The organism is Ensifer sp. (assembly GCF_035999185.1).
In the GTDB taxonomy this organism is placed as follows: domain Bacteria; phylum Pseudomonadota; class Alphaproteobacteria; order Rhizobiales; family Rhizobiaceae; genus Ensifer.
Genome location: NZ_DASYHB010000197.1, coordinates 22,859 through 47,033 on the forward strand (window position 1 = coordinate 22,859; position 24,175 = coordinate 47,033).

General features: G+C 62.0%; 23 protein-coding genes. 14 read left to right on the top strand and 9 right to left on the bottom strand.

Annotation, left to right across the window (positions count from 1 at the left end; all coding sequences use genetic code 11):
• Window positions 1-44: 44 nt before the first annotated feature.
• The 3 genes from minE to minC form a co-directional block, all read right to left on the bottom strand.
• Complete coding sequence (gene minE / locus VGO04_RS26550) at window positions 45-305, bottom strand: cell division topological specificity factor MinE (RefSeq protein ID WP_327498954.1); 261 nt, start codon at window positions 303-305, stop codon at window positions 45-47.
• Window positions 302-1,117 (bottom strand): septum site-determining protein MinD, encoded by an 816-nt coding sequence (gene minD / locus VGO04_RS26555; RefSeq protein WP_065778264.1) that lies wholly within the window; start codon window positions 1,115-1,117, stop codon window positions 302-304. The genes minE and minD overlap by 4 nt, the downstream gene beginning before the upstream one ends.
• Window positions 1,118-1,232: 115 nt before the next feature.
• Window positions 1,233-1,979, bottom strand: coding sequence for a septum site-determining protein MinC (gene minC / locus VGO04_RS26560; RefSeq protein WP_327498955.1), 747 nt, complete (start codon window positions 1,977-1,979; stop codon window positions 1,233-1,235).
• Between the two features lie 326 nt (window positions 1,980-2,305).
• Here minC and VGO04_RS26565 point away from each other — a divergent pair, with 326 nt between their 5' ends.
• Together VGO04_RS26565 and VGO04_RS26570 are read left to right on the top strand one after the other, a co-directional pair.
• Window positions 2,306-2,491 carry a hypothetical protein gene (locus VGO04_RS26565; RefSeq protein ID WP_327498994.1) on the top strand — a complete coding sequence of 62 codons (186 nt, stop codon included), beginning with the start codon at window positions 2,306-2,308 and terminating at the stop codon, window positions 2,489-2,491.
• Between the two features lie 64 nt (window positions 2,492-2,555).
• Window positions 2,556-2,819 carry a hypothetical protein gene (locus VGO04_RS26570; protein WP_327498956.1) on the top strand — a complete coding sequence of 88 codons (264 nt, stop codon included), beginning with the start codon at window positions 2,556-2,558 and terminating at the stop codon, window positions 2,817-2,819.
• Window positions 2,820-2,855: 36 nt separating this feature from the next.
• Here the strand turns inward: VGO04_RS26570 and VGO04_RS26575 are convergent, their stop codons facing one another.
• Together VGO04_RS26575 and VGO04_RS26580 are read right to left on the bottom strand one after the other, a co-directional pair.
• Window positions 2,856-3,851 (bottom strand): ABC transporter permease, encoded by a 996-nt coding sequence (locus VGO04_RS26575; protein WP_327498957.1) that lies wholly within the window; start codon window positions 3,849-3,851, stop codon window positions 2,856-2,858.
• 45 nt (window positions 3,852-3,896) lie between these two features.
• Entirely contained in the window at window positions 3,897-4,679 is a 783-nt protein-coding gene (locus VGO04_RS26580) for an ATP-binding cassette domain-containing protein (RefSeq protein ID WP_327498958.1), read from the bottom strand.
• 157 nt (window positions 4,680-4,836) lie between these two features.
• On the opposite strand from VGO04_RS26580, the gene VGO04_RS26585 reads away from it, so the two are divergent.
• The 6 genes from VGO04_RS26585 (at window position 4,837) to VGO04_RS26610 (ending at window position 12,404) form a co-directional block, all read left to right on the top strand.
• Window positions 4,837-5,817, top strand: a complete 981-nt coding sequence (locus VGO04_RS26585) for an NAD(P)-dependent oxidoreductase (protein ID WP_327498959.1) — start codon at window positions 4,837-4,839, stop codon at window positions 5,815-5,817.
• Window positions 5,818-5,865: 48 nt separating this feature from the next.
• On the top strand, window positions 5,866-6,858 hold the full coding sequence (locus VGO04_RS26590) for a sugar-binding protein (RefSeq protein ID WP_327498960.1): 993 nt from the start codon (window positions 5,866-5,868) through the stop codon (window positions 6,856-6,858).
• Window positions 6,859-7,040: 182 nt separating this feature from the next.
• On the top strand, window positions 7,041-7,934 hold the full coding sequence (locus tag VGO04_RS26595) for an NAD(P)-dependent oxidoreductase (RefSeq protein WP_327498961.1): 894 nt from the start codon (window positions 7,041-7,043) through the stop codon (window positions 7,932-7,934).
• 45 nt (window positions 7,935-7,979) lie between these two features.
• Entirely contained in the window at window positions 7,980-8,762 is a 783-nt protein-coding gene (locus VGO04_RS26600) for a FadR/GntR family transcriptional regulator (protein ID WP_327498962.1), read from the top strand.
• A gap of 471 nt (window positions 8,763-9,233) precedes the next feature.
• A complete protein-coding gene (locus tag VGO04_RS26605; protein WP_327498963.1) occupies window positions 9,234-11,174 on the top strand; it encodes a hypothetical protein in 1,941 nt (646 codons plus the stop codon).
• A 111-nt stretch (window positions 11,175-11,285) separates the two neighbouring features.
• Window positions 11,286-12,404, top strand: coding sequence for a transporter substrate-binding domain-containing protein (locus tag VGO04_RS26610; RefSeq protein WP_327498964.1), 1,119 nt, complete (start codon window positions 11,286-11,288; stop codon window positions 12,402-12,404).
• A gap of 464 nt (window positions 12,405-12,868) precedes the next feature.
• Here the strand turns inward: VGO04_RS26610 and VGO04_RS26615 are convergent, their stop codons facing one another.
• Together VGO04_RS26615 and VGO04_RS26620 are read right to left on the bottom strand one after the other, a co-directional pair.
• Complete coding sequence (locus tag VGO04_RS26615; protein WP_327498965.1) at window positions 12,869-14,050, bottom strand: DUF2235 domain-containing protein; 1,182 nt, start codon at window positions 14,048-14,050, stop codon at window positions 12,869-12,871.
• 64 nt (window positions 14,051-14,114) lie between these two features.
• Complete coding sequence (locus VGO04_RS26620) at window positions 14,115-15,869, bottom strand: lysozyme (protein WP_327498966.1); 1,755 nt, start codon at window positions 15,867-15,869, stop codon at window positions 14,115-14,117.
• Between the two features lie 467 nt (window positions 15,870-16,336).
• Here VGO04_RS26620 and VGO04_RS26625 point away from each other — a divergent pair, with 467 nt between their 5' ends.
• Window positions 16,337-17,092 carry a hypothetical protein gene (locus VGO04_RS26625; protein WP_327498967.1) on the top strand — a complete coding sequence of 252 codons (756 nt, stop codon included), beginning with the start codon at window positions 16,337-16,339 and terminating at the stop codon, window positions 17,090-17,092.
• A gap of 138 nt (window positions 17,093-17,230) precedes the next feature.
• Here VGO04_RS26625 and VGO04_RS26630 read toward each other — a convergent pair whose 3' ends face one another.
• Window positions 17,231-18,355 (bottom strand): alkene reductase, encoded by a 1,125-nt coding sequence (locus VGO04_RS26630; protein ID WP_327498968.1) that lies wholly within the window; start codon window positions 18,353-18,355, stop codon window positions 17,231-17,233.
• 85 nt (window positions 18,356-18,440) lie between these two features.
• Here VGO04_RS26630 and VGO04_RS26635 point away from each other — a divergent pair, with 85 nt between their 5' ends.
• Complete coding sequence (locus VGO04_RS26635) at window positions 18,441-19,415, top strand: LysR family transcriptional regulator (protein ID WP_327498969.1); 975 nt, start codon at window positions 18,441-18,443, stop codon at window positions 19,413-19,415.
• A 126-nt stretch (window positions 19,416-19,541) separates the two neighbouring features.
• Here the strand turns inward: VGO04_RS26635 and VGO04_RS26640 are convergent, their stop codons facing one another.
• Complete coding sequence (locus VGO04_RS26640) at window positions 19,542-20,873, bottom strand: NAD(P)/FAD-dependent oxidoreductase (protein WP_327498970.1); 1,332 nt, start codon at window positions 20,871-20,873, stop codon at window positions 19,542-19,544.
• 170 nt (window positions 20,874-21,043) lie between these two features.
• Between VGO04_RS26640 and VGO04_RS26645 the strand changes: the two genes are divergently transcribed.
• From VGO04_RS26645 to VGO04_RS26660, 4 genes are read left to right on the top strand one after another with little or no spacing between them, the layout of a single operon-like run.
• A complete protein-coding gene (locus VGO04_RS26645) occupies window positions 21,044-21,643 on the top strand; it encodes a sigma-70 family RNA polymerase sigma factor (protein WP_327498971.1) in 600 nt (199 codons plus the stop codon).
• Complete coding sequence (locus VGO04_RS26650) at window positions 21,640-22,293, top strand: ChrR family anti-sigma-E factor (protein WP_327498972.1); 654 nt, start codon at window positions 21,640-21,642, stop codon at window positions 22,291-22,293. Before VGO04_RS26645 ends, VGO04_RS26650 begins: the two co-directional genes overlap by 4 nt.
• Window positions 22,294-22,296: 3 nt before the next feature.
• Window positions 22,297-23,127, top strand: a complete 831-nt coding sequence (locus tag VGO04_RS26655) for a DUF1295 domain-containing protein (protein WP_327498973.1) — start codon at window positions 22,297-22,299, stop codon at window positions 23,125-23,127.
• The gene (locus tag VGO04_RS26660) at window positions 23,124-24,158 is read left to right on the top strand and encodes a cyclopropane-fatty-acyl-phospholipid synthase family protein (RefSeq protein WP_327498974.1); all 1,035 of its coding nucleotides are present in this window, start codon (window positions 23,124-23,126) and stop codon (window positions 24,156-24,158) included. The genes VGO04_RS26655 and VGO04_RS26660 overlap by 4 nt, the downstream gene beginning before the upstream one ends.
• The last annotated feature ends 17 nt before the right edge of the window (window positions 24,159-24,175 follow it).

Sequence of the window (24,175 nt, forward strand, 5' to 3'; positions counted from 1 at the left end):
CTGAGCAGGTTGAAGAACGTCGGCTATGACGTTGCTGGCGGCTCTCAGGCCGCCTTCTTTGCGTCGAAGGGGATCTCGATATCGACAGCGAGCGTAGAGACCTGGGGGCCGCGCTCCATCGTGACGCGGACCTTGTCGTCGTCGATCTGCATGTGCTTGGAGATCGCCTTCAGAATTTCGTCGCGCAGCTTGGTGACGAGATCGGAATCGCCTGCGGATGCGCGCTCATGGGCCAGCAACACCTGCAGCCGCTCGCGGGCGGCTGGCGCTGACTGGGAGCGGGAAAAGAAACGGAACGGGTTCATGCCGCCTTCCTTCCGAAAATCTTGCCGAGGAAACTGCGCTTTTCACCGGGAACGGTGATCGGCAGGGTTTCGCCTTTCAGCCGGCGCGCCGCGTCGAAATAGGCGAGCGCCGGGGCGCAGCGGCCGTCCGCCAGTGTGACCGGTGAACCGACGTTGGAAGCCCGCAGCACGTCGGCGCTTTCCGGAATGATGCCCATCAACGGGATCGACAGGATTTCCAAGACGTCGTCGACCTTCAGCATGTCGCCGCGTTCGGCACGCACCGGGTCGTAGCGGGTGAGCAGCAGGTGCTTTTCCATGCGCTCGCCGTTCTCGGCCTTCAGCGTCTTGGAATCGAGCAGGCCGATGATGCGATCGGAATCGCGCACGGAAGAGACTTCCGGGTTGGTCACGACGATGGCGATATCCGCGTGGCGCATGGCGAGCGTCGCGCCGCGTTCGATGCCCGCAGGGCTGTCGCAGATGACCCAGTCGAAGGCGCTCTGCAGGGCGGCGATGACCTTCTCGACGCCTTCCGGCGTCAGGTTGTCCTTGTCGCGGGTCTGCGAGGCCGGCAGCAGGTAAAGCGTCTCCACGCGCTTGTCGCGGATCAGCGCCTGCGACAGCTTCGCTTCGCCCTGGATCACGTTGACCAGATCATAGACGACGCGACGTTCCGCGCCCATGACGAGGTCGAGATTGCGCAGACCGACGTCAAAATCCACGACGACAACCTTGTCGCCATTTTGCGCAAGTGCTGCACCCAATGCGGCGCTGGACGTCGTCTTGCCGACGCCGCCCTTGCCCGATGTAACTACCACTACCTTGCCCATACGTCTCTCCAAGTATCTAGGAATTCGCCTTCGCCTACGTCCTTATGACCCCGGCCGGATCGGCCCGAATCACCTGATGCGGACGACAACCATCCGCTCTCTTCCTTGTGTCGCCCTAGCCGAGCGTGCCCGCCTTGAGCGCTTCGCCGTCGAGCCAGATCTGCACGGACTTGCCGCGCAAGTTCTGCTCCATGTCGTCGGCGGTCTTGTAAAAGCCGTCGATCGCAATCAGTTCCGCCTCGAGCTTGCGGCAGAAAATCCGCGCAGAGGCATTGCCCGTCGTGCCCGCCATCGCCCGGCCGCGAAGCGCCCCGTAGATGTGGATCGATCCGCCGGCAACGACTTCGGCGCCCGAGGCAACCGAACCGATGACCGTCACGTCGCCCTCGGGGAAGAACAGCGACTGCCCGGAGCGCACCGGCTGGGTGACGACGATCGAGGGTGTCACCTTGGCCGCAACCGGATCGGTCGCGATGACCGCTTCGACGTCTGCTTCCGGGCTGTCGGCCTTTTCGGCCTGTTCTGCCATCTTGGCTTCGAAGTCGGCCGCCGGGCGCCCGTCGTTCATCGCCGGCGGCAGGTCGGCGCCGAGCAGCGACTGGCGAGCGCCTTCGATGCCCATGATGCGGACATTGCGCGTGGTGAGCTGACTGACGAGATCGCGCAACTGCTGGCGATCGATGTCGAGATCGTTGACGTCGAGCACGACCGGGCGCCGCAGGAAGAAGCCGGCGGAACGTGAGGCAAGATCGTCCAGTCGCTGAAGCCAGTCCTCGAAGGGCAATTCTGGCGTCAGTGCGAGCGCAAGGAAGGAACGCCCCTTGAGGCGGATCGGCCGGGATTCGGTTAACACATCGTTCATCTTGGTAAATTTTCCGTTGCTTCGGTGTATCGAGGAAATGGTTAACAAATGGTTAATTCGGCAATGCGAAGGTTAATGAGGCGACCTGTCCGGCCGCGCTGCCGGCGCTGGAAAACAAGGGAAAATCCGTTGGTGGCCAATACCGATCTTCCGGTCTGTGGCGCTGCGGCAACAGCCGAAACGGCTGCTTATGGGCTGTTGGCGGAGGTTTGCGGCGCCGATCAGGGGATGGCGATTCGCCGGTCGAGTGGGGTGTTGACATTGGTGCGCTAAAATAAGAACATAACGTGAACAAATGGAGGTTTCCCATGCACAGGACAGAAACCATGACCCATACGGAAGAGGTGATTGAACGTGCCATGGCTGCTGTCGCAGCCGCGCGCCTGAAGCGTGAACGTGAGGCGGAATGGCGCAAGCGCACCTTCGGGCGCATCGACGTGAAGCCGCCTCTGCCGCGCCTGAAACGCGGCGGCGTGCAGCTTTCGCTCAGGCTAGACGGTTCGGCACGCTGAACGTCGCCTCGGGGGCCAGTTGCTGCGAACCGGCCGCGGAGACGAGGCTTCAAGAGGACGGATCATGAGGCATCGTCGAAGCATCGATCTGATGCCGCGCGAAGACGCCGGTGACTACGGCTCGACCCTGGACCGGCTGCCGGAATGGTACGTGCTTGTGGCACATTGCGGAAAGTGCCGACATCAGGCGCAGGTAGACCGCAGACTGATCGCCCGGACCTATGGAACCGACGTGCCGCTGGCACGCGTTCCGCGGATACTGAAATGCTCGCGCTGCCAAAACAGGGACGGCAACAAGCTGCTTCTCGGCCGGCTGCCACGGGACTAACGCTGGCTGGGCTGCAAAGGTTCGAAAGACCAGACGCTATTCGCTTTGGCGGAAGTTGCGGATGCGATCGAAGAGGACCGCGAGGATCGTCGCGCTGCCGATGAAGGTGCCCTGCCAGAAGGCGTTGATACCGAGGAGCCCGAGGCTGTTGCGGATCACCTCTATCAGGGCGGCGCCGACGATCGCGCCGAAGGCCGTGCCGGCGCCGCCGGCGAGATTACCGCCGCCGATCACGGCTGCGGCGATGACCTGCAACTCCATGCCCGCGCCGATATTGGTGGTCACCGCGCCGAGCCAACCGGTCTGGATGATGCCGGCGACGCCGGCCGAGAGCGCCGAGATCATGTAGACGCAGACCTTGATGGGGCGCACCGGCAGACCCGTTGCAATGGCCGCCTTCTCATTGCCGCCGATTGCATAAATGTAACGGCCGATGCGCGTCCAGCGCAGCACGAAACCGGTCAGCAGCGCCAGCACGATCATGTAGATCACCGGGTTGGCGATGCCGAACATCGAACCACCGCCGAGCGCCAGCAGCTTGTCGTGATCGGGGCCGAACTCGAAGACCACGGTGTTGTTGGATGCGACCATCGCCAGGCTGCGGGCGACAGAGAGCATGCCGAGCGTCACGACGAAGGGCGGAAATCCGAGGTAGGCAATAAGGATGCCGTTGAACGCGCCGATCACCAACGCCGTCGCGACCGAAACCGCAATGCCCGTCTCGATGCCATATCCGGCATGCATCGTAACGGCGAGCACCATGCTGCACAGGCAGAGCACCGAGCCCACCGAGAGATCGATCCCGCCGGTGATGATGACGAGCGTCATGCCGAGCGCGATGATGGCGACGAAGGTGACGTTGCGGGTGATGTTGTAGAGATTTTTTGCCGTGGCGAAGCTGTCAGTGGCAAACGACAGGAAAATGCAGGCGAGAATGACGGCGATCAGCACCCAGAAGGTCTGGCTGGCCAGGACCGCTCCTCCGAGCGTGCGCTGCCTGCGGGCGATCGTCTGATCCAGCGTCGTTGCCATGGTTTCTCGCATTCCTCCGATGCAGAAGATTGAACTCGCGTGCCGTTATCCACCCTCGATCGCGCCGGTTATCAGCCCCGTCACCTCCTCCGGCGTGGTGTCTGAAATCGGCTTGTCCGCCACCTTGCGGCCCCGGCGCATGACGACGACGCGATCGGCGACATCGAAGACATCGGGCATGCGGTGACTGATGAGCACAACCAGGATACCGCGATCGCGCAATTGCCGGATCAGATGCAGCACTTCGGCCACCTGGCGCACGGAAATCGCCGCCGTCGGTTCGTCCATCAGCACGATCTTCGCCTCGGAGATCATGGTGCGGGCAATCGCCACGGCTTGTCGCTGCCCGCCCGACATCTGTTTGACGAGGTCGCGTGCCCGGGTCTCCGAGCGCAGCTCCCTGAAGATTTCCCCCGCGCGCAGGTACATGGCCTTGTAGTCGAGCACGCGCAAGGGGCCGATGCCGCGCCTCAGTTCGCGGCCAAGGAAGACGTTCGCGGCCGCCGAGAGATTGTCGCAAAGGGCCAGATCCTGGTGCACGATCTCGATGCCGAACTGTCGCGCCTCGACGGGCCGATGCAGGACGATATCGCTGCCGTTGAGCCGCATGGTGCCGTGGCTCGGGCGGTAGTTGCCGGCAATCATCTTGACCAGCGTCGACTTGCCGGCGCCGTTGTCACCCATCAGGCCGACGACCTGCCCAGCTTCCAACGACAAGGAAATGTCGTTCACGGCCTGGATGGCCCCGAAGTGCTTGGAGATATTGCTGAGTTCAAGCAGCACGACAGCCTTCCAGACTCTCCGACCCGCGCCGATTGTGCGAGGCACGTCGCCGAGTGCCTGCCGCCTCGCGCGTTAGCGACTGCTTATTTACGCAAATCGCCGCGAACGCGTCAATGATCCCTCACCGGATAAACCTGTTTTGTATGACAATTAGATTGACGAACGAGGTCAATTATATATTAGCTATTGCTGGGAGATGAGCATGCTTATCCTTGTCACCGGGGCAACGGGCAAGGTCGGGCGGCACCTCATATCAGCGCTGCTTGACCAACCACGTTTTTCGAAAGCGCGCATTCACGCGCTCTGCCACAACCGTGTGCTCGACGCGACCGACCGGCTGGACGTTATCAGAGGCTCGATCGCCGATCGAGCGATCGCAGAAGATGCGATCGCCGGCGTTACCCACGTCGTGCATCTGGCGACCTGCAAGGAGACACCCGCCGACGTCATGGATGTGACCGTCAAGGGGCTCTTCTGGCTGCTCGAGGCGTTCAGGGCGAGCCCGACAGCCCGGCAGTTCATCCTGATCGGCGGCGACGCTGCCGTCGGCCACTTCTTCTATTCTCATGACGGCCCTATTACCGAGGCGACACCGCACCGCGCCTATCCCGGCTGCTACGCGCTCTCGAAAGTGCTCGAAGAGGTGATGGTCGAGCAATACGCCATCCAATACGGGATGAACGTCTGTTGCCTCAGGGCGCCCTGGATCATGGAAAAGGACGACTTCAAGCACTCGCTCTCCTTTGGCGATGACGTATTTGGCGGGCCTGATTGGAAAACGTTCTTTTCGCCTGACGAAGCCAGGCGCTACGCGGAAGCCGGAACGGTACCGTTACTGCGCGCTGCCGACGGTAAGCCGCTCAAGCGCAACTTCGTCCACGTCAGCGACCTCGTGTCGGCGGTTCTGAGCGCTATAGATAACCCGCGCGCAGAACACCAGCGCTTCAACATCGCCATGGATCGCCCGGTCGACTACGGCGAGGTCGCAAGCTACCTGAAGCGCACGCGCGGGCTGCCATACGTCGACGTTGCGAGTGATTTCCACTCGAACTGGCTGGACAACAGCAAGGCCAAGTACCTGCTGGACTGGCAGCCGGAATACGATCTCGAAAAGCTTATCGACCAGGCCTGGCAATACGAGCGTCCATCGAACGACCCTCGCATCGTCTGGTATCCGGGTTGATTTGTGCCGCGGACAGAGGGTGTCCGCTTGTTTCAACGGGAGGATAGAATGAGGAAAGCATTGGTGCTTGCAGTCGCAGCGCTCGCGCTGGCCGCCGGTTCGGCCGACGCCCAGACGAAGAAGCAGCTCGTCATCGTCGTCAAAGGCCTCGACAATCCGTTCTTCGAGGCGATCAACCAGGGATGCCAGAAGTGGAACAAGGAAAACACAAGCTCGGAGTATGAGTGCTTCTACACCGGCCCGGCGTCGACCTCGGACGAAGCCGGCGAGGCGCAGATCGTCCAGGACATGCTTGGCAAGCCCAGCACGGCTGCGATCGCCATTTCGCCATCGAACGCCAAACTGATTGCCCAGACGCTGAAGACGGCCAACCCGTCCGTCCCGGTCATGACGCTCGACGCCGACCTTGCCAAGGAAGATGCCGGCCTGCGCAAGACCTATCTCGGCACCGACAACTACACGATGGGCGCGCGGATCGCCGACTACATCAAGAAGGCCAAGCCGAACGGCGGCAAGATCTGCACGATCGAGGGCAACCCCGGCGCCGACAACATCCTCAGGCGTGCCCAGGGCATGCGTGATGTGCTGACCGGCAAGGAGGGGCTGGCCGAGCTTAAGGGCGAAGGCGGCTGGACGGAGGTCGCAGGCTGCCCGGTCTTTACCAATGACGACGGCGCCAAGGGCGTGCAGGCGATGACGGATATCCTGGCCGCTAATCCTGATCTCGACGCCTTCGGCATCATGGGCGGCTGGCCGCTCTTCGGGGCCCCGCAACCCTATCGCGACCTGTTCAAACCGATGGCTGACAAGATCGCAAAGAACGAATTCGTCATCGGCGCCGCCGACACGATCGGCGACGAAGTGGCGATCGCCAAGGAAGGTCTCGTCACCGCGCTCGTCGGCCAGCGCCCGTTCGAAATGGGTTACAAGGCTCCGTCGGTCATGCTGGACTTGATCGCCGGCAAACCGGTGGAGGATCCAGTTTTCACGGGCCTTGACGAATGCACGAAGGACACGGCGGACACCTGCATCCAGAAGTAAGCTGACGGATACGGCACCCCTTTGACGCGTGCCGCAATCTTTGTCATATCCGCGATAGCCGCGGTCACCGTGCAACTTGCCGGTTGGCCGCGGCAAGCTGCGGCGATGCCGCTTGGAAGATCTCTCCGATCACCGATCGTCAGGGGGATCATCCAACCCTCTTGCATGACCTGGAGACCACAATGACCAAACGGATCATCTTTACCGGCGGCAGCGGCAAGGCCGGTCGCCATGTCGTGCAATACCTGGTCGAACACGGCCACCAGGTGCTCAACCTCGACACCAAGTCCCTCGACAACCCGAAGGTGCGCACGCTGATCACCGACATCACCGACAGCGGCCAGGTGTTCAACGCGCTGTCTAGCTACACCGGCCTGCACGAGTTCGACCCGTCGCTGGCAGCCCAGCCGATCGATGCCGTCGTTCATTTCGCGGCGATCCCACGCATCCTGATCGCCCCCGACAACGAACTTTTCCGCGTCAATGCGATGGGCACCTACAATGTCATAGAAGCCGCAGTGAAACTCGGCATCCGCAAGATCGTCATCGCCTCGAGCGAGACGACCTACGGCCTCGTCTTTGCAAACGAGCCGCGAAATCCGCAGTATTTCCCGCTCGACGAGGACTATGACGTCGATCCGATGGACAGCTATGCGCTGTCCAAAGTCGTCAACGAGAAGACGGCGCGGGCCTTTGCGCTCAGGAGCGGCACCGATATTTACGCGCTGCGCATCGGCAATGTCATCGAACCCAGCGAGTATCGCCTCTTTCCGGGCTGGTTTGCCGATCCAGGTTTTCGCAAGCGGATTGCCTGGAGCTACATCGACGCACGTGACCTTGGCCAGATCACGCTGAGAGCCATCGAAACGGACGGCCTCGGCTACCAGGTCTTCAATGCAGCGAACGACGAGACCTCCTCAGACATTCCGACACGGGAGCTGATCGACCGGTTCTATCCCGGCGTCCCGATCAAAGGGCAGCTCGGGGAATACGAGACGCTGCTGTCAAACCGCAAGGCGCGCGCGATGCTCGGCTTTCATCCGCAACACAGCTGGCGGAACTATGTTGGCGTCTGATGACGGCTGCCGACGGGTGAACCAAAAATAGAGAAAACAGACGACATGGCTGACAGACGACCAGGAAGAGCCTCCGCCGGAACGGTTGCGGCAGAGGCAACACGCGCGACAAGGCGCCTTGATGCGCCGCGCATATCGGCGCCCAGTGTCCACATGTCGCTCGCCGACGACATCGGGCTGCGGATCGTGCGCGGCGACTATCCACCCGGATCGATCCTGCCAAACGAGGCGCAATGGACAGAGATCTTCGACGTCAGCCGCACGGCGGTTCGAGAGGCAATCAAGATATTGATGGCAAAGGGTCTGCTCGCCTCGCGTCCGAAAATCGGGAGCTGGGTTGAGCCGAAGGAACGCTGGAACCTGCTCGATCGCGACGTCCTGAGCTGGTACGCCGTGTCGCCGGATCGGCTGCAGTTCCTCAAGACCGTGCAGGAATTTCGCCACATCATAGAGCCGGAGGCAACGGCGCTTGCGGCCACCCGCCGAAGCGACGAGCAGATGGCCGAAATCAGCGCGGCGTTGCGGGGCATGGAGAGGGCGACGACGCTCGAGCTGCGCACCGAGGCCGACACGCGCTTTCATCTGGCGATCCTGCGCGCGTCCGGCAACGATCTGATGGTGCCGCTGGGCGCGATGATCGAGTCGGCGCTCAACCATCTTTTCGTGCTGGTGACCCGTGACGACAGCAGTTCCGTCCACGCGCTGACGCTCCACCAGGACATCGAGAAGGGCATTCGCCTGCGCCGTGCAAACGCCGCGCGCAATGCCGTGCGTCGCCTTCTGGCCAACACCGATGAACTGATAGCGCAGTCGGAGCGCAGCGATTGATGGTCGCCGCCTCAGGTCCTGCGAGAGCGTGCACAATTCGTCGCGCGCGCCATGCGGGGACGTCAGTAGGCAGCCTCGGCCGAACCGGTTGTCGGGTAGATCGGGGGAATGCGGTGGCCGCTGTTTCCTTCGTCGGACGCACACAAAGACCAGCTTAGACTACCCGATCCCAAGCAACCGAGGTGTTACTAACGGAACACTCATTTAGTGATCCGTTTGATAAAGTGTGAAACTGGGAAAGCAGTTTTCGAATATTCGGTTTCTTCGCACCTATGCGTTTCGACAGGAAACACTGTCGACTGATTGCTTCTTTTATCGAAAAGCAAAATTCGCAATGGAGGATGCCATGATGAAGCTGTTGCTGGTACTCATTGCCCTGACGTCTTTTGTACCTGCGACTGCAGTCGCACAATGCAACCCGGCGGTACAGCAGTGCCGCTGAGGCACTGCCCCAGACTGTGAACCATCACCATGCCGAACCTTGTCGCGCTGCTCTTCGGAGCGGCGATCGTCCTGTTTTACTCTTACGGGCGCTTCAACCGTGTCACCTACGAGGGCGGGCGGCAGATGGAGCGGCTTGTCAACCTGTTGTCGCCCGACAAGCTTCGGGCGCGGCGCATCGTCATGCATGCCTACGCATGCTACGCGCTCATACTTCTGTTCATCTACTTCTTCCTGTGCGCCTACGCCGAACTCCTGCCAATGCTCGGTGGCCCGGATCTCTCGATCGGTGCGAGCAAGCTTCCCGTTCCTTCCGTCGATGCCCCGGTAGCGATCACCACAGGCTTCACCCCGGGCAGCAGCAGTGCTGCAATCACCTGGATGCAGCCTCTGTCCAGCATCGTCGTTCCGTCGGTTGTGCGGGACTTCGACATCGGCATCGACGCATCGGTCTCGCTTGCCATAGCGCTGATCATGGTCGGTCTGGCACCCAGTTTCCCGCTTCTGGGAAGCTTCGAGGACTGGATGCGAAGTGCTGCCCACCGCCTGGCGGGTATTCCCACCCGCGTCATCGGCGCCAGTGAAGATCTGCGCCGGAAGGACCTCGCGATCTCGGCCGACGGTGGGTCATCCCTCGAAAAGAACACCCTCCTCATTCCGCGGAGCAATTGGGAACGTATTGATCATTATCAGGCGGCTGCGAAGGAGCAGCTGAGCGAACCCGAGGACTTTCGTTTCGATCTGGAACTGATCTTCTCCGTTTCTGCCTGGATCCTCGACCGCAAGCTGAAGCTCGCCAACGCCCCGGTGCGGGAGCGTTTTCAAAAACTTGAGGAGGAGCTCAGCAAACGACGGGATCAGTTGGTCGTGGAGCTGGACGAGAGGTCGGGCTACGGGTCAGGCGGGGCGAAGGAAGCGCCTGTGGGCAACGGCGCCGCCGATGCAAGCCTCGGCGAGCGGAAACGCGCGACCTGGGAGCGACTGGCGTCGGATGCCGACGACCTTGCCGACGATCTTTGCATCCTGCTCGCGCTCTATGTCGAGCACGAGATCATCGTCGTCTCGCCGGCGTCGGCAGACGAGGCGGCGGCCCATCAGCAAGTCGTTGCCCGGAAAAAGCTCGAGCAGTTCCTCGGCGCCCTGTTGCACCCCCATTTAAGCGCTGGCTATCGCAGATCCTACGCGACGCTGACTGCGCTCTGGGCCCTCGGCACCGTGCTCTTCGTCAGCCTCTTGTGGAGTTTGCTACCCGGTCGGTTTGAAACCGAGCTCGTATGGGGTAGCCCCGTCAATGTCTATTCACGCACGCTCACCTACATCTTCTACGCGTTCAACAACTACTGCATCCCGATGATCGTGACGCTCGCGCTTCGCGACGCAGGCATGCAGTCGCGTCGTTGGCGGAACATGCGCGAGGCGCATTGGACCTCATGGTTGCCGCAGGCCGTGCTTGTCCTGTTCGTGTCCTGGGCCGTTGCCGCCGTATTCGTCATGGGGCTACAGCTCTGGAAAACCGGCCTCGACACAGGTTGGGCCGCCGGCGATCAAGGCCTCTCGCTGTTCCTGCAGCTTTCATTCGAATACAATGCGCCGACGGCCGTTCGTGGCGCCGTGCTCGCCCTGATCGTGGCGTTCCTGCTCGATGCATGGCTGGCCCGGGCGCTGTCACTCTCCCTGCAGCCGTCTTATCTCTCGAGCCTGATCTGGGCTGCCGGCGCAGCCGTTGTCATGGCCTTCTGCGGAGGGGCGACCCGTTACCTGACATCATGGGCAACAAAGCCCGCAACCACTCTGAGCCTCGACGCAATCGACAGAGGTCTCGTCGTCTACTCGGCGATGTTCTCGGCGTTCATCGGCTTCGCCGTCGTGTTTTGCGTGACGTCTGCTCTTCTCAACCAGCGCGGCAGCGAGCGCATCCGTTCAGGAAAGACGCCTGCACGTGTTGCGCCAAGACCAACACCCGCGGAGTAGCCGATGCGCCCACTGCTCGCCAAGTTCGTTGTCGCCGCACTCGTCCCAGCGCATGTCTTCACTTACGCCGCGCGTGCCGAGACGCTTGACAGCGGCGAGATTAGGATCGGGGTGCGCGAAGATGCGCGACCCTTCATCTGGCGGGACCCGGACACAAAAGGATATCTCGGCTTCTTCTGGGATATCTGCACCGAGGCCGTCCAGCGTGCAGGATATCATTTTAGCGAAGAGGGCGTGGACGCAAAGAAGCGAGCCGCGTTCCTGAAAACAGGCGAAGGCGACTACGACCTGCTTTGCGATCCGACGACAATCACGCTCAAGCGGATGCAGAACTTCGCCTACAACGGGCAGGCACCCTATCTTGCATTCTCGCCCATCGTCTTCGTGGCGAACGGCTCATACGTCAAGGCGCATCTCGATCCACGTTCGTCGGAGGCAGCCGGAGACCTTCCCAAAGACGCACCGCCAAAACCAACCTGCTCGGACGTGTTCAACTGGCTGAAACAGGCAAAGGGCGAAGATCCGAAGACGAGAAGATGGTCGTCGGTGCCCGCGAACCAAACCACCCCGACCAAAACGACCCAGCCCGCAGCAACCACCGGAAACGGTCTTCTCGGCTGGCTGGAACAGAAGTTCGATTTCACGCTCCAGCAGCCCTCAAAGGAAAACAACGAAAAGAAGAGAACCTTCGAGATCTGGGGTTACGTCAAGGGATCGACGATCGGCGACACGCTGAAAACCAATGCCGCGCACCTGACGCAGGACAACTGGATGATCTGCCCGCGAGAAATCGACTCGCATTCCGAGGCGGCGGAGGAATTTTGTAACGGTCGCCTGGCCCGCTATTTCGGAGATGTCGATATCATCAAGGCCGCACTTGCCGACTATGGCGAACGTAGCGGCACCCGTTGTGCTGCCGACACCACGCCGACCACGGAAGGCACCTACGAGCCCTACGCCCTCGTGGTCTCATCTCGCCGTTTCCCCGATTTCCCCGAGCGCATCACGCTTGCGCTTTACGGAATGTTCGAGGACGGAACCGTCGAGCGGCTGTTCTCGGGGCATTTTCCCGGGACGCAAAAGTCCCAACATCTCGGCACCCTGTTCCGCATCAACAGCATTCCGGCGGGTATCGACATGACTGAGAAGCCTGGGTCTGCTGCCGGTGCGCAGCAAGAGCCGGTGCATTTGCCCGAGGTTTCCCAAAGCATTCCCAAGACGGACCGCTAGCCCGCGCCAGCGCGGGCGACGCCACGTGTGGGCCGCGCGCGAGGCGACCGGCGCCATGGTCACTGGGATTGACCGTCGATACTCTATTTCCCCTCAGGAGTGTGACCGCCAGCGAGCACGATTACTGACGATGCTGGCCCGTTTGGACGCGTGAAGCGGTTTAGGCCATGGCAGCCCTTCACGGGCACTCCCTGGCGATCTCCTTGTTGCGGCGTATTCGTGGGTGGGCCATCAGACGAGGCCCGCCTGAAAGCTGCGCGGCACAAACCGCTGCGGCACGGACGTCCGGCTCCACAACACCGATAAAGATGCAATGCGGTGTCGGCTTCCAGTCGGGCTCGGGCGCAAGCAAACTATTCCAGCTTTGACGTCAGGAGCGGCCAGACGAAAATGCACGGCAAGACCTCCTCGTCTTGCCGTGCATTTTCCCGTCCAGCCCCATGAACCGAAGAGGACGGATGGTTTCAAACGGCCGCGACCTGGGCAGCCTGAGCGGTCGCGATCATGTTGGGCGCCAATGGGCGCTGTCCCCGGATCGGGACATTGAAAAGCGGAGCCAGATTTCTGGGCTTATAGACTTGCTGCGCGCGCGCCGAGGGATCGTCGTCCGGAGAAAAGGAAACTGTCCGCCCATAACGTTCGATCACGCTTGCATGAAGGGATTCGTTGATCGTGCGCTGGGCAATGCCTTGTCCGTCGCGCGGCCGGTAGAGCGTTTCGTAGTAATTCACTCTGAACGGCTTCTCGCAGACTTGCCGGAACGTCGGCGTCAACCGGTCCTTCAGCGACCAGCCAGCGCGCGAGTCGTGATGGGGAGCGCTGACGTCGAGCTCGTTCGGAAGCACCGTCCAGTCGATGACAAGCCCGCAGGCCTGCGCTTTCTCTGCCATCCAGACCAGCGGGATATCGGCCAGAGAACGGTCGACATACCCTCCGCCAACGTCACTATGGCTGCCCGCGAACCAGACCTGTTCGATCGTGCAATTGTCCGGGGCCTTGCCCGTCCACAGCGTCGGCACGAATTCGTCTCTCGTCTCATCGATCGCCATCGCGTGATAGGCGTGGCGCGTTATCTTCGATGCCGTGGTGTTGTGGAATCCATATTCCCGATTGTTGAAACCATTGAAAATGTTGCTGGGCACGCCGAGCGCGCCGACCGTGTCCCAGACCCCGAGCATCATGACTTCGACATTGAGATGTGCCTCAGTCTTGAACCTGTCGACGAAATCTTCCGGCGACCGATTTTCATATTCTCTGTAATAGTGCCAGGCGTTGCGCAGATCCCCGAGCCGCTGTCGTCTGAGAAGTCCGCATGAGGCGATCAGCCCTGCAAGGCTTCGTGCAGAGAAGGCCCCGCGCGAGAAGCCGAACAGATAAATCTCGTCGCCGGGAACGTAGTTCTGGGCCAGGAACATGTATCCAGAGCGGATGTTCTCATCCACGCCGGTGCCGATCGCGCCGTCCAAAATGCGCTGAATTTGCAGACCGGACGACCCCACGCCACGGAGGTACAGGACCGACTGCGGAATGCTATCCGTCTCCTGGCAGGCGCGAATGGCCCGCGCGATCCGCGCGACATTCGTTTCGGAACGGGCGCTATCGGCGTCGTTCCAGGTTCCGTCGAAACAAACAACCAAGCGTTTCATCTCTTTTTTCCTTTATGGCCTTGATGTGCGTTTCCCTGTGTCTTGGCGTCAGCAGCCCCGGTTCTCACGCGGCTGGCGCTTCAAGTCCGCCCCGGAGGGCGCGGACCCATTTTTCAACCTTGCCCATCACGCCCCATCCGCTGACCGCGGCAAAGACGGGGAAGGCGGCCGTTACCAACTCGCTGCCGAGCCCTCCACCAGCGTGAGTCGCTGCGGCTGTGGCGCCCGCGTTCGCCGCGCCCTCGATCAAGGGTGCCGCGACCGCCGCGACGGGTGCGAGCTGTGGGAAGAAGATCGGCAGAAGTGTTGTGGCCAGCATGCCGACGACACCGATCGCGGTCTTACGACCGTCGAGCGCATTCCCGAGCGTCTTGCCGAGCGCGCCGTTGACCGGTGTCAGCGAAGGGTCGCTGGCGGATGCAAGTGGGTCCGGCTTCGCGCCATTCAGAACGACGCCATTGATCGTCGGTTGGGTGACAAGGGCCCGCAAGACGTCCATCAGCCAGGTCATGTCGCCCTGGCTCGCGGGCTGGTGTCCGCGCGACATCGCAGCGAAAGCGAGGATCTGTTGCAGCAATTGTGCGGGGTTCGCCTCGGTCGTCGCCGGAGCCGGTGCCGGCTGCGTGATAACGGGCATGGTCGTTTCCTCCTGTGGGACATCGTCCTGATCGACGAGCAAGTAGTAGAAAGTCTCCTGTCCATGCTTCTTCAGCAGGCCGTCTACGAGGGTCTTGAATTCGTTCCACTGGTGCGGCGGAACCGTCTGGCAGCCGAGGCTGGAGGTGGACGTGAGACCGCCGCGGTGGAGATTGATGCAGAAGCGGTTTGCCGGCGAATCCGTATCCTCACCGGTTTCATCACGGATGACCGTGCAGTCGCTATCCTGCCGGAAGGCGGGATAAGGTCCGTTCTTGTGCCGAAAGCCGTGTAGACCGGGTCTGTACCGGATCGCCTGGCGTGACTTCAGCCGAGCAATACCGCGACCGAAACGGCTGGGATCCGTATTGGCGTTGAAGTTGTGGACGCCGCTCGGCTCGACGATGAAGATCGCGTCGTCGTAGACGCCGCGGTCGTTTGCGCTCTCCTTGCCCATCGAGTTGAGGTAGTAGCCGCGCACGGCGACCAACGTCACGGCGTCATCACGCGCCTCTTCCGGGATGAGGTTGCTAAACTGCTGAAGCACGGTGTTCGTGAGCGCGGCGGATTGCTTGGGCCGGTTGAGCGGGAGAAGCTGCGAGATCGGATTGGCCAGCAGTTCTTCGGTGGTCTGTTCTTCTTCCGAGTTCGGGGCACCCCCAAGCAGCGTCTCGATCTGGTCGGCGGTGAAGATTTCTTCCGGGCCGCCCCTGCTCTCCAGGACACGGATCTTCGGGCTGCCATACTCTCCCTTTGAAAACATGGCTGCTTCACGTTCGCGACGCGCGACCAAGCCGTCGAGCACCTTGCCGTTGCTCTTGTTCCAGCGCGCGAATTCGGCGGCCGCGCCATTGGCGTCTCCGGCATTGAGCTTCTGTGTCAAGCCTGCCTTCAAAATCGCGCCCGTATTGAAGTGCCACGACACAAGGGCATCGAACTGATGCTGCACCAGCGGGATCCTGACGGCTGCCTGAACCTGCGCCTCGAACTTGGCAAGGTCGGTGCGGAAGATGTTGATCGCCTCCGTCAGGGTGATCGTCAGGCCGGAGCGGGGAACGGGTGGACCGGCCGCCGCGGTATGTCCGGCGCCGACCGTCATGGTTCCCGTGCCGTCATTGTAAGCCGATAGGACAATCGCCTCCTCGGCGAGCATCGCGCATATGCCGCGTAGACTTGTCTTCACGTCAGCCTCCCATCATTTTTGCACGCTGCCGCCCGCTATCCCTCCCGCAGCCGATGGTCGATCTGCTGTGCCCACAAACTGGCACGTGCGCGCCAGCGCAACCTGCCAACCGCCCGGTCCGAGGCCGGGGCAAATCCAATCGCTGCCGGGCGCTTCCTCGTATCGAGTGAGAGCCGCAGAGGGTGGTCGGGTCCTGAATGCAACGCCAAGGAAAAAGACTCAGCTCGTCGAAATCGAACGAGCGATGCTCAACGCAACGTCGAGACAAAGATATCCGCCGGATTTTCGGGCGAAAATCCTTGCCATATATTATGGGTTATCAATATTTAACTGCACGTATGCAGTTAGCGATCAGCATATTACGTCAAAATCAGCAACGAAACTGTTCCAAATGTAACATCTGATGTCGGGTGTGCTCGCTATGATGAGGGAGCATGCGTAGCTCGACCAACGAGCCGGGGGCATCCATGACCGCCGTAGCTTATGCCATCGCAAGCATTCCCATCGCCGTGTTGCTCGCCCTGGTCCTCAAGCGCCTGAGCATTGGCGAGAGCACGACCTTCATCGCTCTGCTCCTGCTTCCGCTCGGGGTCTGGGGCATAGCATCAGGCACGGTCAGCGAGTTTTCCGCAGGCGGTGTCGCGCTGAAATTTCGCGAGGCAGCCAAATCCGAAGTCAAATTGCTGCCTCTTACGGATGTCGTCCAGGATTTCCAATCGATAGAAAAGGGCGGCGTGTCGGCGATCGAGGGGTTGACGAGCACGCTGACGCCGGGGCGGCCGGTAGCCCTTGTCCTCCATCTTGGCCGGCCGGGATACTACGTCCCTTCCGCAGTCGTCCTCTATCTACAGGCCCTGTCGAGCTTTGATCCGGAACTGACGCTGGTGGTCACAGACGCAGGCGGAAAGTTCGCGGCCGCCGCCGACGGGCGCGCCGTGATGAGTTTTCTGACGGGCCAGAACGATTTCGAAGCGCAGTCGCGGTTCCGAGAAGCCCTCGATGCGCCCGATGCGAGCCGGCTTCTGCAACTGCCGGGCTTTACCAGCGAGGCCATCGCTGCGAACGCCACGAACGCCGAAGCGTTGACAAAAATGGACCAGCTGGCGCGCAGAACCCTGGTTGCCCTGGATGCCGAAGGTCGTCCGAAGGGGCTGGCCAAGCGCGATGCGATCGTCACCTATCTCTTGGTTCAATTGACCTCCGACACTGCCAAGGCGCCCTGAGGACGCAGCGACGCCACTGCAATCGCGGGCGGGTCTTCCGCGTCGTCGGATCCGACGTGATATCTGCGGTCCCGGACATTTTCCGGGGACCGCAGAGACGAACCGGCGCGGATGAAGCGACGGCCGGAAAGCAGCCCCTCAGGCGGCCTTGGGCTCGATGCTTTCCTCGTAGGCCGGGTAGTCGGTGTAGCCTCGCGCGTCCCCGCCGTAGTAGGTCTCGCGATTGGGCTTTGCCAAGGGAAGGTCGCGCCGCAGCCGCTCCACCAGGTCAGGATTCGCAATGAAAGGCTGACCGAAGGCGGCAAGATCGATCAGGCCGTCCTGCAGGAACCGTTCGGCGCGGCCCTTGTCGAGCGAACCCGCGAGGATGAGCGTGCCGGGATAGGCCTTACGGAAGGCGCGCAGGAAGTCTTCCGAAAGCGCCGGAGCACTTGCCGGCCCCTGATCCTTCAGGTGCACATAGGCCAGCGAACGCGCCGCGAGCGATCGTGCCAGGTGCAGATAGGTTTCCTCGATCAAGGCGTGATGCGGCATGTCGAAGAGCTTGCCGAAGGGCGAGAGGCGGATGCCGACCTTGTCGGCGCCGATGCGTGCAACCACCGCGTCCACGACCTCGAGAACGAAGCGGGTCCTGTCCTCGACATTGCCGGCGCCATAACGGTCGCTACGGTCGTTGACACGCGGATTGAGGAACTGCTCGATCAGGTAGCCATTGGCGCCATGGATCTCGACGCCGTCAAACCCGGCAGCAACGGCATTGACTGCTGCCCGCGCAAAGTCCTCGACGACCCGTGCAATCTCCTCGGTCTCAAGCGCCCGTGGCGCGCTGGCGTCGACAAAGCCTGCCATGCCGCTCTCGTCGAAGGCAAAGGCCTTGCTCTGGGCGTCACGGGCCGGGATAGCGCTGGCGCTGACGGGGTGCCCGCCGGCCGGCTGCAGCGACGTATGCGACATGCGGCCGACGTGCCAGATCTGCGCAAAGATCGTCCCGCCTTGCGCGTGGACTGCCTCGGTCACGCCCTGCCAACCGTGGACCTGATCCTCTGACCAGATGCCGGGGATGAAGGCAAAGCCGGTTCCCTCCTGAGAAATCGGCGTACCCTCGGAGACGATGAGACCGGCGGTGGCGCGCTGGCTGTAGTAGAGGGCTGTGCCGGCGTCGGCGACACCGTCGTTCGCTCTTGCCCGGGTCATCGGTGCCATGACGATCCGGTTTCTCAGCTTTTGACCGTTCATGTCATAGGTTTCAAACAGTGACTTCATGACTGTTATTCCTCAAGGTGGTTGATTATCATCGATGAGATAGATATCTGTCGGGGATCCATAAATCCAATTCATGGAGTTCATGATGACGATCGATCACGCTCATATATTGAAGTTCGACCTCAACCTGCTGGTGGCTTTCGATGCATTGATGAGCGAGCGCAACGTGACACGCGCGGCGCAACGGATCGGCATTTCGCAATCCGCGCTCAGCCACAATCTGGGGCGCCTGCGCACACTTCTGTCCGATGAGTTGTTCGTCCGCTCGGCCCGCGGCATCGAGCCGACGCCGCGGGCGCAGGAACTGGCCGAAACAGTGAGCAACCTCCTCTGCACGATCCAGTCGCGGCTGATCGAGCCGGAACAATTCGACCCGGCGACGGACGAGAGAACCTTCACGCTCGGGTTGACGGATTATCTTGAGAGCCTGTTGATGCCGTCGCTTCTCGCAACCGTTCGCGACAAGGCTCCGCGCGTCAATTTCGTCGTCCGGCCCATCGACCAGGACTATCCAGCCGACCTGCTGGACACTGGCGAGATCGACATTGCGATCGGCAAGGTGGAAACCGGCAACGAACTGCACAAGCGCCGCAAGCTCTGGTCCGAGCGTTACGTCGTGCTCGCTCTTCCGGAGAAGATCGGACCATCCGGCGTGATTGACCTCGACACCTTCCTGTCCACCCCACAGGCGGTACTCGTCAGCAAGGACGGCCGCTGCCGCCTCGTCGACGAGATACTGGCCGAAAGCGGACTGAAAAGACTTGCGACCGTCACCACGCCGCACCTTTTCACGTTGCCGATCCTCGTTCGGGACGCGAACATGATCGCGCCCGTGCCGGCAAGTTTCGCCCGGGCCTGGGCGCCGGTCTTCGGTCTGGCCATCAGCCCGGGTCCGGTGGACGTCCCGCCCTATGACATCTCGCTTGCGTGGCACAGCTCGTCCGACCGTAACACCGGCCATACCTGGCTGCGCCAACAGATCCTCACCGCACTTGAACCGGTTCGCGCGAGTGTTGTCGAGGCGAAAACCGCATCGGACCTTCTGGTCGCGGCCGAATAGACGCCTGTTTGCCGGCCGGAGCGCGGAAAGGTCCATCCGGCCCGGCGACCAGCCAAGGCCCACATCAAGTCAATGGACTCCGCGCTTGGAAAAAACGCGCTAGACCGACGCGGTCTTTGGGAACCGTCATGCCTGCGGCAGGCGTCGGAAAATTCGGTCAGATTCGCCGGCTACCGCCCAGGGCCTCTTCGCGCCGCCCAAGCTTTCACCGACCGCGAGTCCCGCCTGGATGGCATCCTCGTGAAAGCCCGATCCGAAATAGGACCCACAGAACCAGGTGTTCGAGGTCCCCTGCAGGGACCAGAGCTGCTCCTGTGCGGCAAGCGTTGCCGCATTGAAAAGAGGATGCTGGTAATACCCGCTCCAGATCACCTTGTCCTGCGCGGGCTGGTGCAGCGGGCTCAAGGTTACAAACAACGGCTGGGTCTGCCTGATGCCTTGCAGGCGGTTCATCCAGTAGGTGACGCAAGGTTTGCGCCGCTCGACGCCGCCACGGCTTGACCGGGCAAGATAGTTCCAGCTCGCCCAGACCCGGCGGCGGCGTGGCATCAGGCTTTCGTCGCTGTGCAGGACGGTTTCGTTCACGCCATAGGAGAAGGCGCCGAGAAGTTCCGCTTCTCGCTCTGAGGGATCAGCAAGCAGCGAGAGCGCCTGATCGGCATGGGCGCCGATCACCACGTGGTCGAACCATTCTGGCTCGGCCCCGGGCGTTCGGATTTCCACTGCCCCGTTGACCCGACGGATCGAGGTGACAGGCGCATTGGTACGGATGCGATCGCGAAAGGGTTCTATGAGCTTTTCCACATAGCGGCGGCTGCCGCCGTCGACGGTGCGCCAGATCGGCCTGCCGAGGAATTTGAGAAGGCCGTGGTTCTCGCAGAAGCGGACGAACGAAACCGCCGGATAGTTGCCGATCTCGAGCGCGGGCGTCGACCAGATCGCGGCAGCCATCGGATACAGATGATCCTCGCGGAACGCCGTGCCGAAGCCGGCGCCATTGAGATACTCGTCGAGGCTTGCCGACGGATCGAGATGACGCACCCCATTCGGCGCCTCCCGATAAAAGCGCACGAGATCGCGCAGCATCGACCAGAAGCGCGGACTTGCAAGGTTGCGGCGCTGAGCAAACAGGCCCGCAAGGCTTGTGCCAGCATATTCGAGAAGGCCATCATCCATGGAAACGGCAAAGGACATATCCGACGCCTTCGTCGCGACGTCGAGATGGCCAAAAAGCGCCGTCAGGTTGGGATATGTCATTTCGTTGTAGACGATGAAACCGGTATCAACCGCACCGTTGCCCGCGGCCACCGTGTGACAGTGGCCGCCGATGCGGGTATCCGCTTCGAAAACGGTTACCTCGTGACGCGCCGACAACAGCCAGGCAGCCGAGAGGCCGGCAATACCTGTGCCGACGACGGCAATCTTCAGGGATCGCTCGGACTGGGGAACGTGGCGCATCGAGGTCCTTCTGCGGCTGGCGCTCTCGGCGAGACTTTTTTATGTGTACGAAGAAAGCCCCGCTACGGATCACCCGGCCTCGAATTTGCGCGCCGGTGATCCACCTTTCATCCTATCGCGTAAAAGGATGTATGCATGAAGCTTCGTGCCCCATCGAGATGGATCCTCACTTGGGCTCGCCACCGGCCCGGCGGCTTGCCGTGGTGAGTGCGACCGAGGAACCGCAGGCACCGACGGCCGATGAACAGGTCGGCCTCCTGGCGGCCGTTGCCAACGACCGGGACCGGCACGCTTTCGCCGCGCTGTTCCGGCACTTCGGCCCGCGCCTGAAGTCGTACTTCATGCGCTGGACGGTCTCATCCGGCGTTGCGGACGACCTCGTGCAGGAGGCGATGCTGAACGTCTGGCGCAGGGCATCCTATTTCGATCCTGAGCGCGCCGGCGTGGCGACCTGGATTTTCACGATCGCCAGGAACGTGCGCATCGACTATCTGCGCCGCCAGCGCGATCCATCGGCACTTCCGGTCGACCCCGAAGAGCCCCCGGCCTCGGTCGAGGATCTGCTGGTGGGAGCGGAGCGGGATGCGCGGGTGCGCGACGCGCTGGTCGCCCTGTCGACGGACCAGCAGACGATCATCCGCCTGTCCTACTTCAGCGAGAAATCGCAGACCGAAATCGCCGACGAACTCCAGATCCCGCTCGGCACCGTGAAATCTAGAATACGCCTCGCGATCAACCGTCTGCGAGCGCTGCTGGAAGACGAAAGATGAATACCACACACCACGCCAAGGACGAGACGTTGATGCGTTTTGCCGCCGGCACGCTCGCCGCGGGTCCCGCCATCGTCGTCGCCGCACACCTTGCAGGCTGTGCGGCCTGCCGCGCCCGTGTCGGTCAGTATGAGGCGCTGGGTGGCGCGCTGCTCGACGCGCTTGATCCGTCGCCCTTGCCGGCAACGGCGCTGGACGACGTGCTTGCGCTGATCGACGCCGAAGGACCTGCCGCCGCTCCGGTGGCCATGGCGACGACGCCGCCCGAAATTGAGGGCGTGCGGCTGCCCGATGCGCTGCGCGGTTGTGCTATCGGACGCTGGCGCTGGATCGGCCCCGGCATGCGGATGAGCCGCGTCGGCGTCCCGCACGATCCCGATGCCAATCTCATCCTGCTGAAGGTCGGTCGCGGCAGGGCGCTGCCCGATCACGGGCATGTCGGCGCGGAGTTTACGTACATCGTCTCCGGATCGTTTTCCGACACCTTCGGCACCTTCAAGCCAGGGGATCTGGCCGAAATGGACGAGGATGTCGAACATCAACCGATCGTCGACAGTGACGGCGATTGCATCTGCCTTGCAGCGATGGAGGGCAAGATGCGCTTCAAGAGCGCCATCGCCCGGATGCTGCAGCCGATTTTCGGGATCTGAGCCATGGCTGCGGCGGAACTGTTCGCTACCCTTGCCGCAGTCCTCTCCCTTGCCATGACATTGGCCTGGCTTTTCGTCGTGCGCGGCGAAAAGTCTGGCTGGGTGGACGCGACTTGGTCCTTCATGGTCGGCCTGGCCGGCATCGCCGCAGCCCTCGTCCCGATATCCGGATTTGAAGGCAATCCTCAGAGGCGCCTCATCGTTGCCGTGATCGCCGGGCTCTGGTCCTTCCGTCTCGGTCTCCACATCCTGATACGCACGCGAAGAGGCGGCGAGGATCCACGCTATGCGAATCTCCGGCAGGAATGGGGCGACGCTTGGAAATACTGCCTCTGGTTCTTTCTCCAGATCCAGGCGGCCGCCGCGCTGCTGCTTTCAAGCACGGTGTTCCTTGCTGCCCGCAACCCCGGGCAGGGGCTTCAATGGAGCGATCTCGCCGGTGTCGCCGTCCTCTTTTTCGCCGTCTGTGGAGAAGGGCTGGCGGACGCTGAACTGTCGCGTTTCCGTGACGACAGCGCCAACAAGGACAAGGTCTGCGATATCGGGCTGTGGAGCCTCTCCCGCCATCCGAACTATTTTTTCCAATGGCTCGGATGGGCTGGATATGCCGTCATCGCGATCGGCCCTGCCGGTGCATGGTCATGGGGATGGGCGGCCCTTGTCGGTCCGGCTTTCATGTACTGGCTCCTCGTGCATGTCTCGGGCATTCCGCCGCTCGAAGCCCATATGAAGCGGTCCCGCGGCATTGCATTCGCCGCCTACGCCAGGCGCGTCAACGCGTTCTGGCCAGGTCTGCCACGCACCGACCTGCCACAGAAGGAGAGGCAGACATGAGATTTGCCGTTACGGCCATTGCGGCTGCCGAGCGTCTGCCGCTTCCCGATGTCGCGCTGCGGTTCGGCATAGACCGGCTTGTGGGCCGCACGCGCCGGGTCCTCGCCGGCGGCGGCGCGGCGGATGCCACCTTTGCCGAGACCATGAACGACTGGCCGATCGCCACCCACACCACAAATGCCAATGCCCAGCACTACGAGGTACCTGCAGAGTTCTTCGCGCTGGCACTTGGGCCCCAGCGCAAGTATTCCTGCTGCCTCTACCGCACTCCAGAAACCACTCTTGCCGAGGCCGAAATCGCGGCACTCGAGGAGACCTGCGCGCACGCGGCGCTTGCGGACGGGCAAGATATTCTCGAACTCGGCTGCGGCTGGGGTTCGCTGTCTCTTTTCATGGCGGAGCGCTATCCGGGGTCGCGCATCGTCGCCGTTTCGAATTCGGCGTCACAGCGACGCTTCATCGAGGCGGAAATCGAGCGGCGCGGGCTCGGCAATCTGACTGTCGTCACCGCCGATATGAACGGCTTTGCTCCCATCGGTGCCTTCGATCGCATCGTCTCTGTCGAGATGTTCGAACACATGTCCAATTGGCGCGCCCTGTTTGACCGGATGCGCGGATGGATCAGGCCCGACGGGCGGGTGTTTCTTCACGTCTTCTCGCATCGGCGCAGCGCCTATCGTTTCGACCATACCGACAAGGCCGACTGGATTGCCCGGCATTTCTTCACCGGCGGCGTGATGCCGAGCCATGGCCTGGTCAGAGAGTTCGGCGAGAGTTTCGTCACGGAGAAGGACTGGCGCTGGGACGGAACCCACTATCAGCGCACAGCGCGCGACTGGCTGAAGAATTTCGACGCCAACCGAACGGAGATCCGTGCGATCCTCGCGCCAGTCTACGGCCGCGATACGGCCCTCTGGATGCGGCGTTGGCGTCTGTTCTTCCTGGCGACAGCAGGGCTTTTCGGGCATGCGGACGGCGACGAATGGGGTGTCAGCCACTACCTCCTTCGTCCCGTCGGCGTTCAAGGGTGATGTTGCCCTTCGGCAGG

What these genes read in the sequence shown, in the direction of transcription:
- minC (WP_327498955.1), bottom strand. Translation starts at nt 1,979, where the DNA reads ATGAACGATGTGTTAACCGAATCCCGGCCGATCCGCCTCAAGGGGCGT.
- VGO04_RS26600 (WP_327498962.1), top strand. Translation starts at nt 7,980, where the DNA reads ATGGCTGACAGACGACCAGGAAGAGCCTCCGCCGGAACGGTTGCGGCA.
- VGO04_RS26635 (WP_327498969.1), top strand. Translation starts at nt 18,441, where the DNA reads ATGACGATCGATCACGCTCATATATTGAAGTTCGACCTCAACCTGCTG.
- VGO04_RS26615 (WP_327498965.1), bottom strand. Translation starts at nt 14,050, where the DNA reads ATGAAACGCTTGGTTGTTTGTTTCGACGGAACCTGGAACGACGCCGAT.
- VGO04_RS26660 (WP_327498974.1), top strand. Translation starts at nt 23,124, where the DNA reads ATGAGATTTGCCGTTACGGCCATTGCGGCTGCCGAGCGTCTGCCGCTT.
- VGO04_RS26585 (WP_327498959.1), top strand. Translation starts at nt 4,837, where the DNA reads ATGCTTATCCTTGTCACCGGGGCAACGGGCAAGGTCGGGCGGCACCTC.
- VGO04_RS26570 (WP_327498956.1), top strand. Translation starts at nt 2,556, where the DNA reads ATGAGGCATCGTCGAAGCATCGATCTGATGCCGCGCGAAGACGCCGGT.
- minD (WP_065778264.1), bottom strand. Translation starts at nt 1,117, where the DNA reads ATGGGCAAGGTAGTGGTAGTTACATCGGGCAAGGGCGGCGTCGGCAAG.
- VGO04_RS26605 (WP_327498963.1), top strand. Translation starts at nt 9,234, where the DNA reads ATGCCGAACCTTGTCGCGCTGCTCTTCGGAGCGGCGATCGTCCTGTTT.
- VGO04_RS26575 (WP_327498957.1), bottom strand. Translation starts at nt 3,851, where the DNA reads ATGGCAACGACGCTGGATCAGACGATCGCCCGCAGGCAGCGCACGCTC.
- VGO04_RS26595 (WP_327498961.1), top strand. Translation starts at nt 7,041, where the DNA reads ATGACCAAACGGATCATCTTTACCGGCGGCAGCGGCAAGGCCGGTCGC.
- VGO04_RS26640 (WP_327498970.1), bottom strand. Translation starts at nt 20,873, where the DNA reads ATGCGCCACGTTCCCCAGTCCGAGCGATCCCTGAAGATTGCCGTCGTC.
- VGO04_RS26565 (WP_327498994.1), top strand. Translation starts at nt 2,306, where the DNA reads ATGACCCATACGGAAGAGGTGATTGAACGTGCCATGGCTGCTGTCGCA.
- VGO04_RS26630 (WP_327498968.1), bottom strand. Translation starts at nt 18,355, where the DNA reads ATGAAGTCACTGTTTGAAACCTATGACATGAACGGTCAAAAGCTGAGA.
- minE (WP_327498954.1), bottom strand. Translation starts at nt 305, where the DNA reads ATGAACCCGTTCCGTTTCTTTTCCCGCTCCCAGTCAGCGCCAGCCGCC.
- VGO04_RS26590 (WP_327498960.1), top strand. Translation starts at nt 5,866, where the DNA reads ATGAGGAAAGCATTGGTGCTTGCAGTCGCAGCGCTCGCGCTGGCCGCC.
- VGO04_RS26650 (WP_327498972.1), top strand. Translation starts at nt 21,640, where the DNA reads ATGAATACCACACACCACGCCAAGGACGAGACGTTGATGCGTTTTGCC.
- VGO04_RS26655 (WP_327498973.1), top strand. Translation starts at nt 22,297, where the DNA reads ATGGCTGCGGCGGAACTGTTCGCTACCCTTGCCGCAGTCCTCTCCCTT.
- VGO04_RS26625 (WP_327498967.1), top strand. Translation starts at nt 16,337, where the DNA reads ATGACCGCCGTAGCTTATGCCATCGCAAGCATTCCCATCGCCGTGTTG.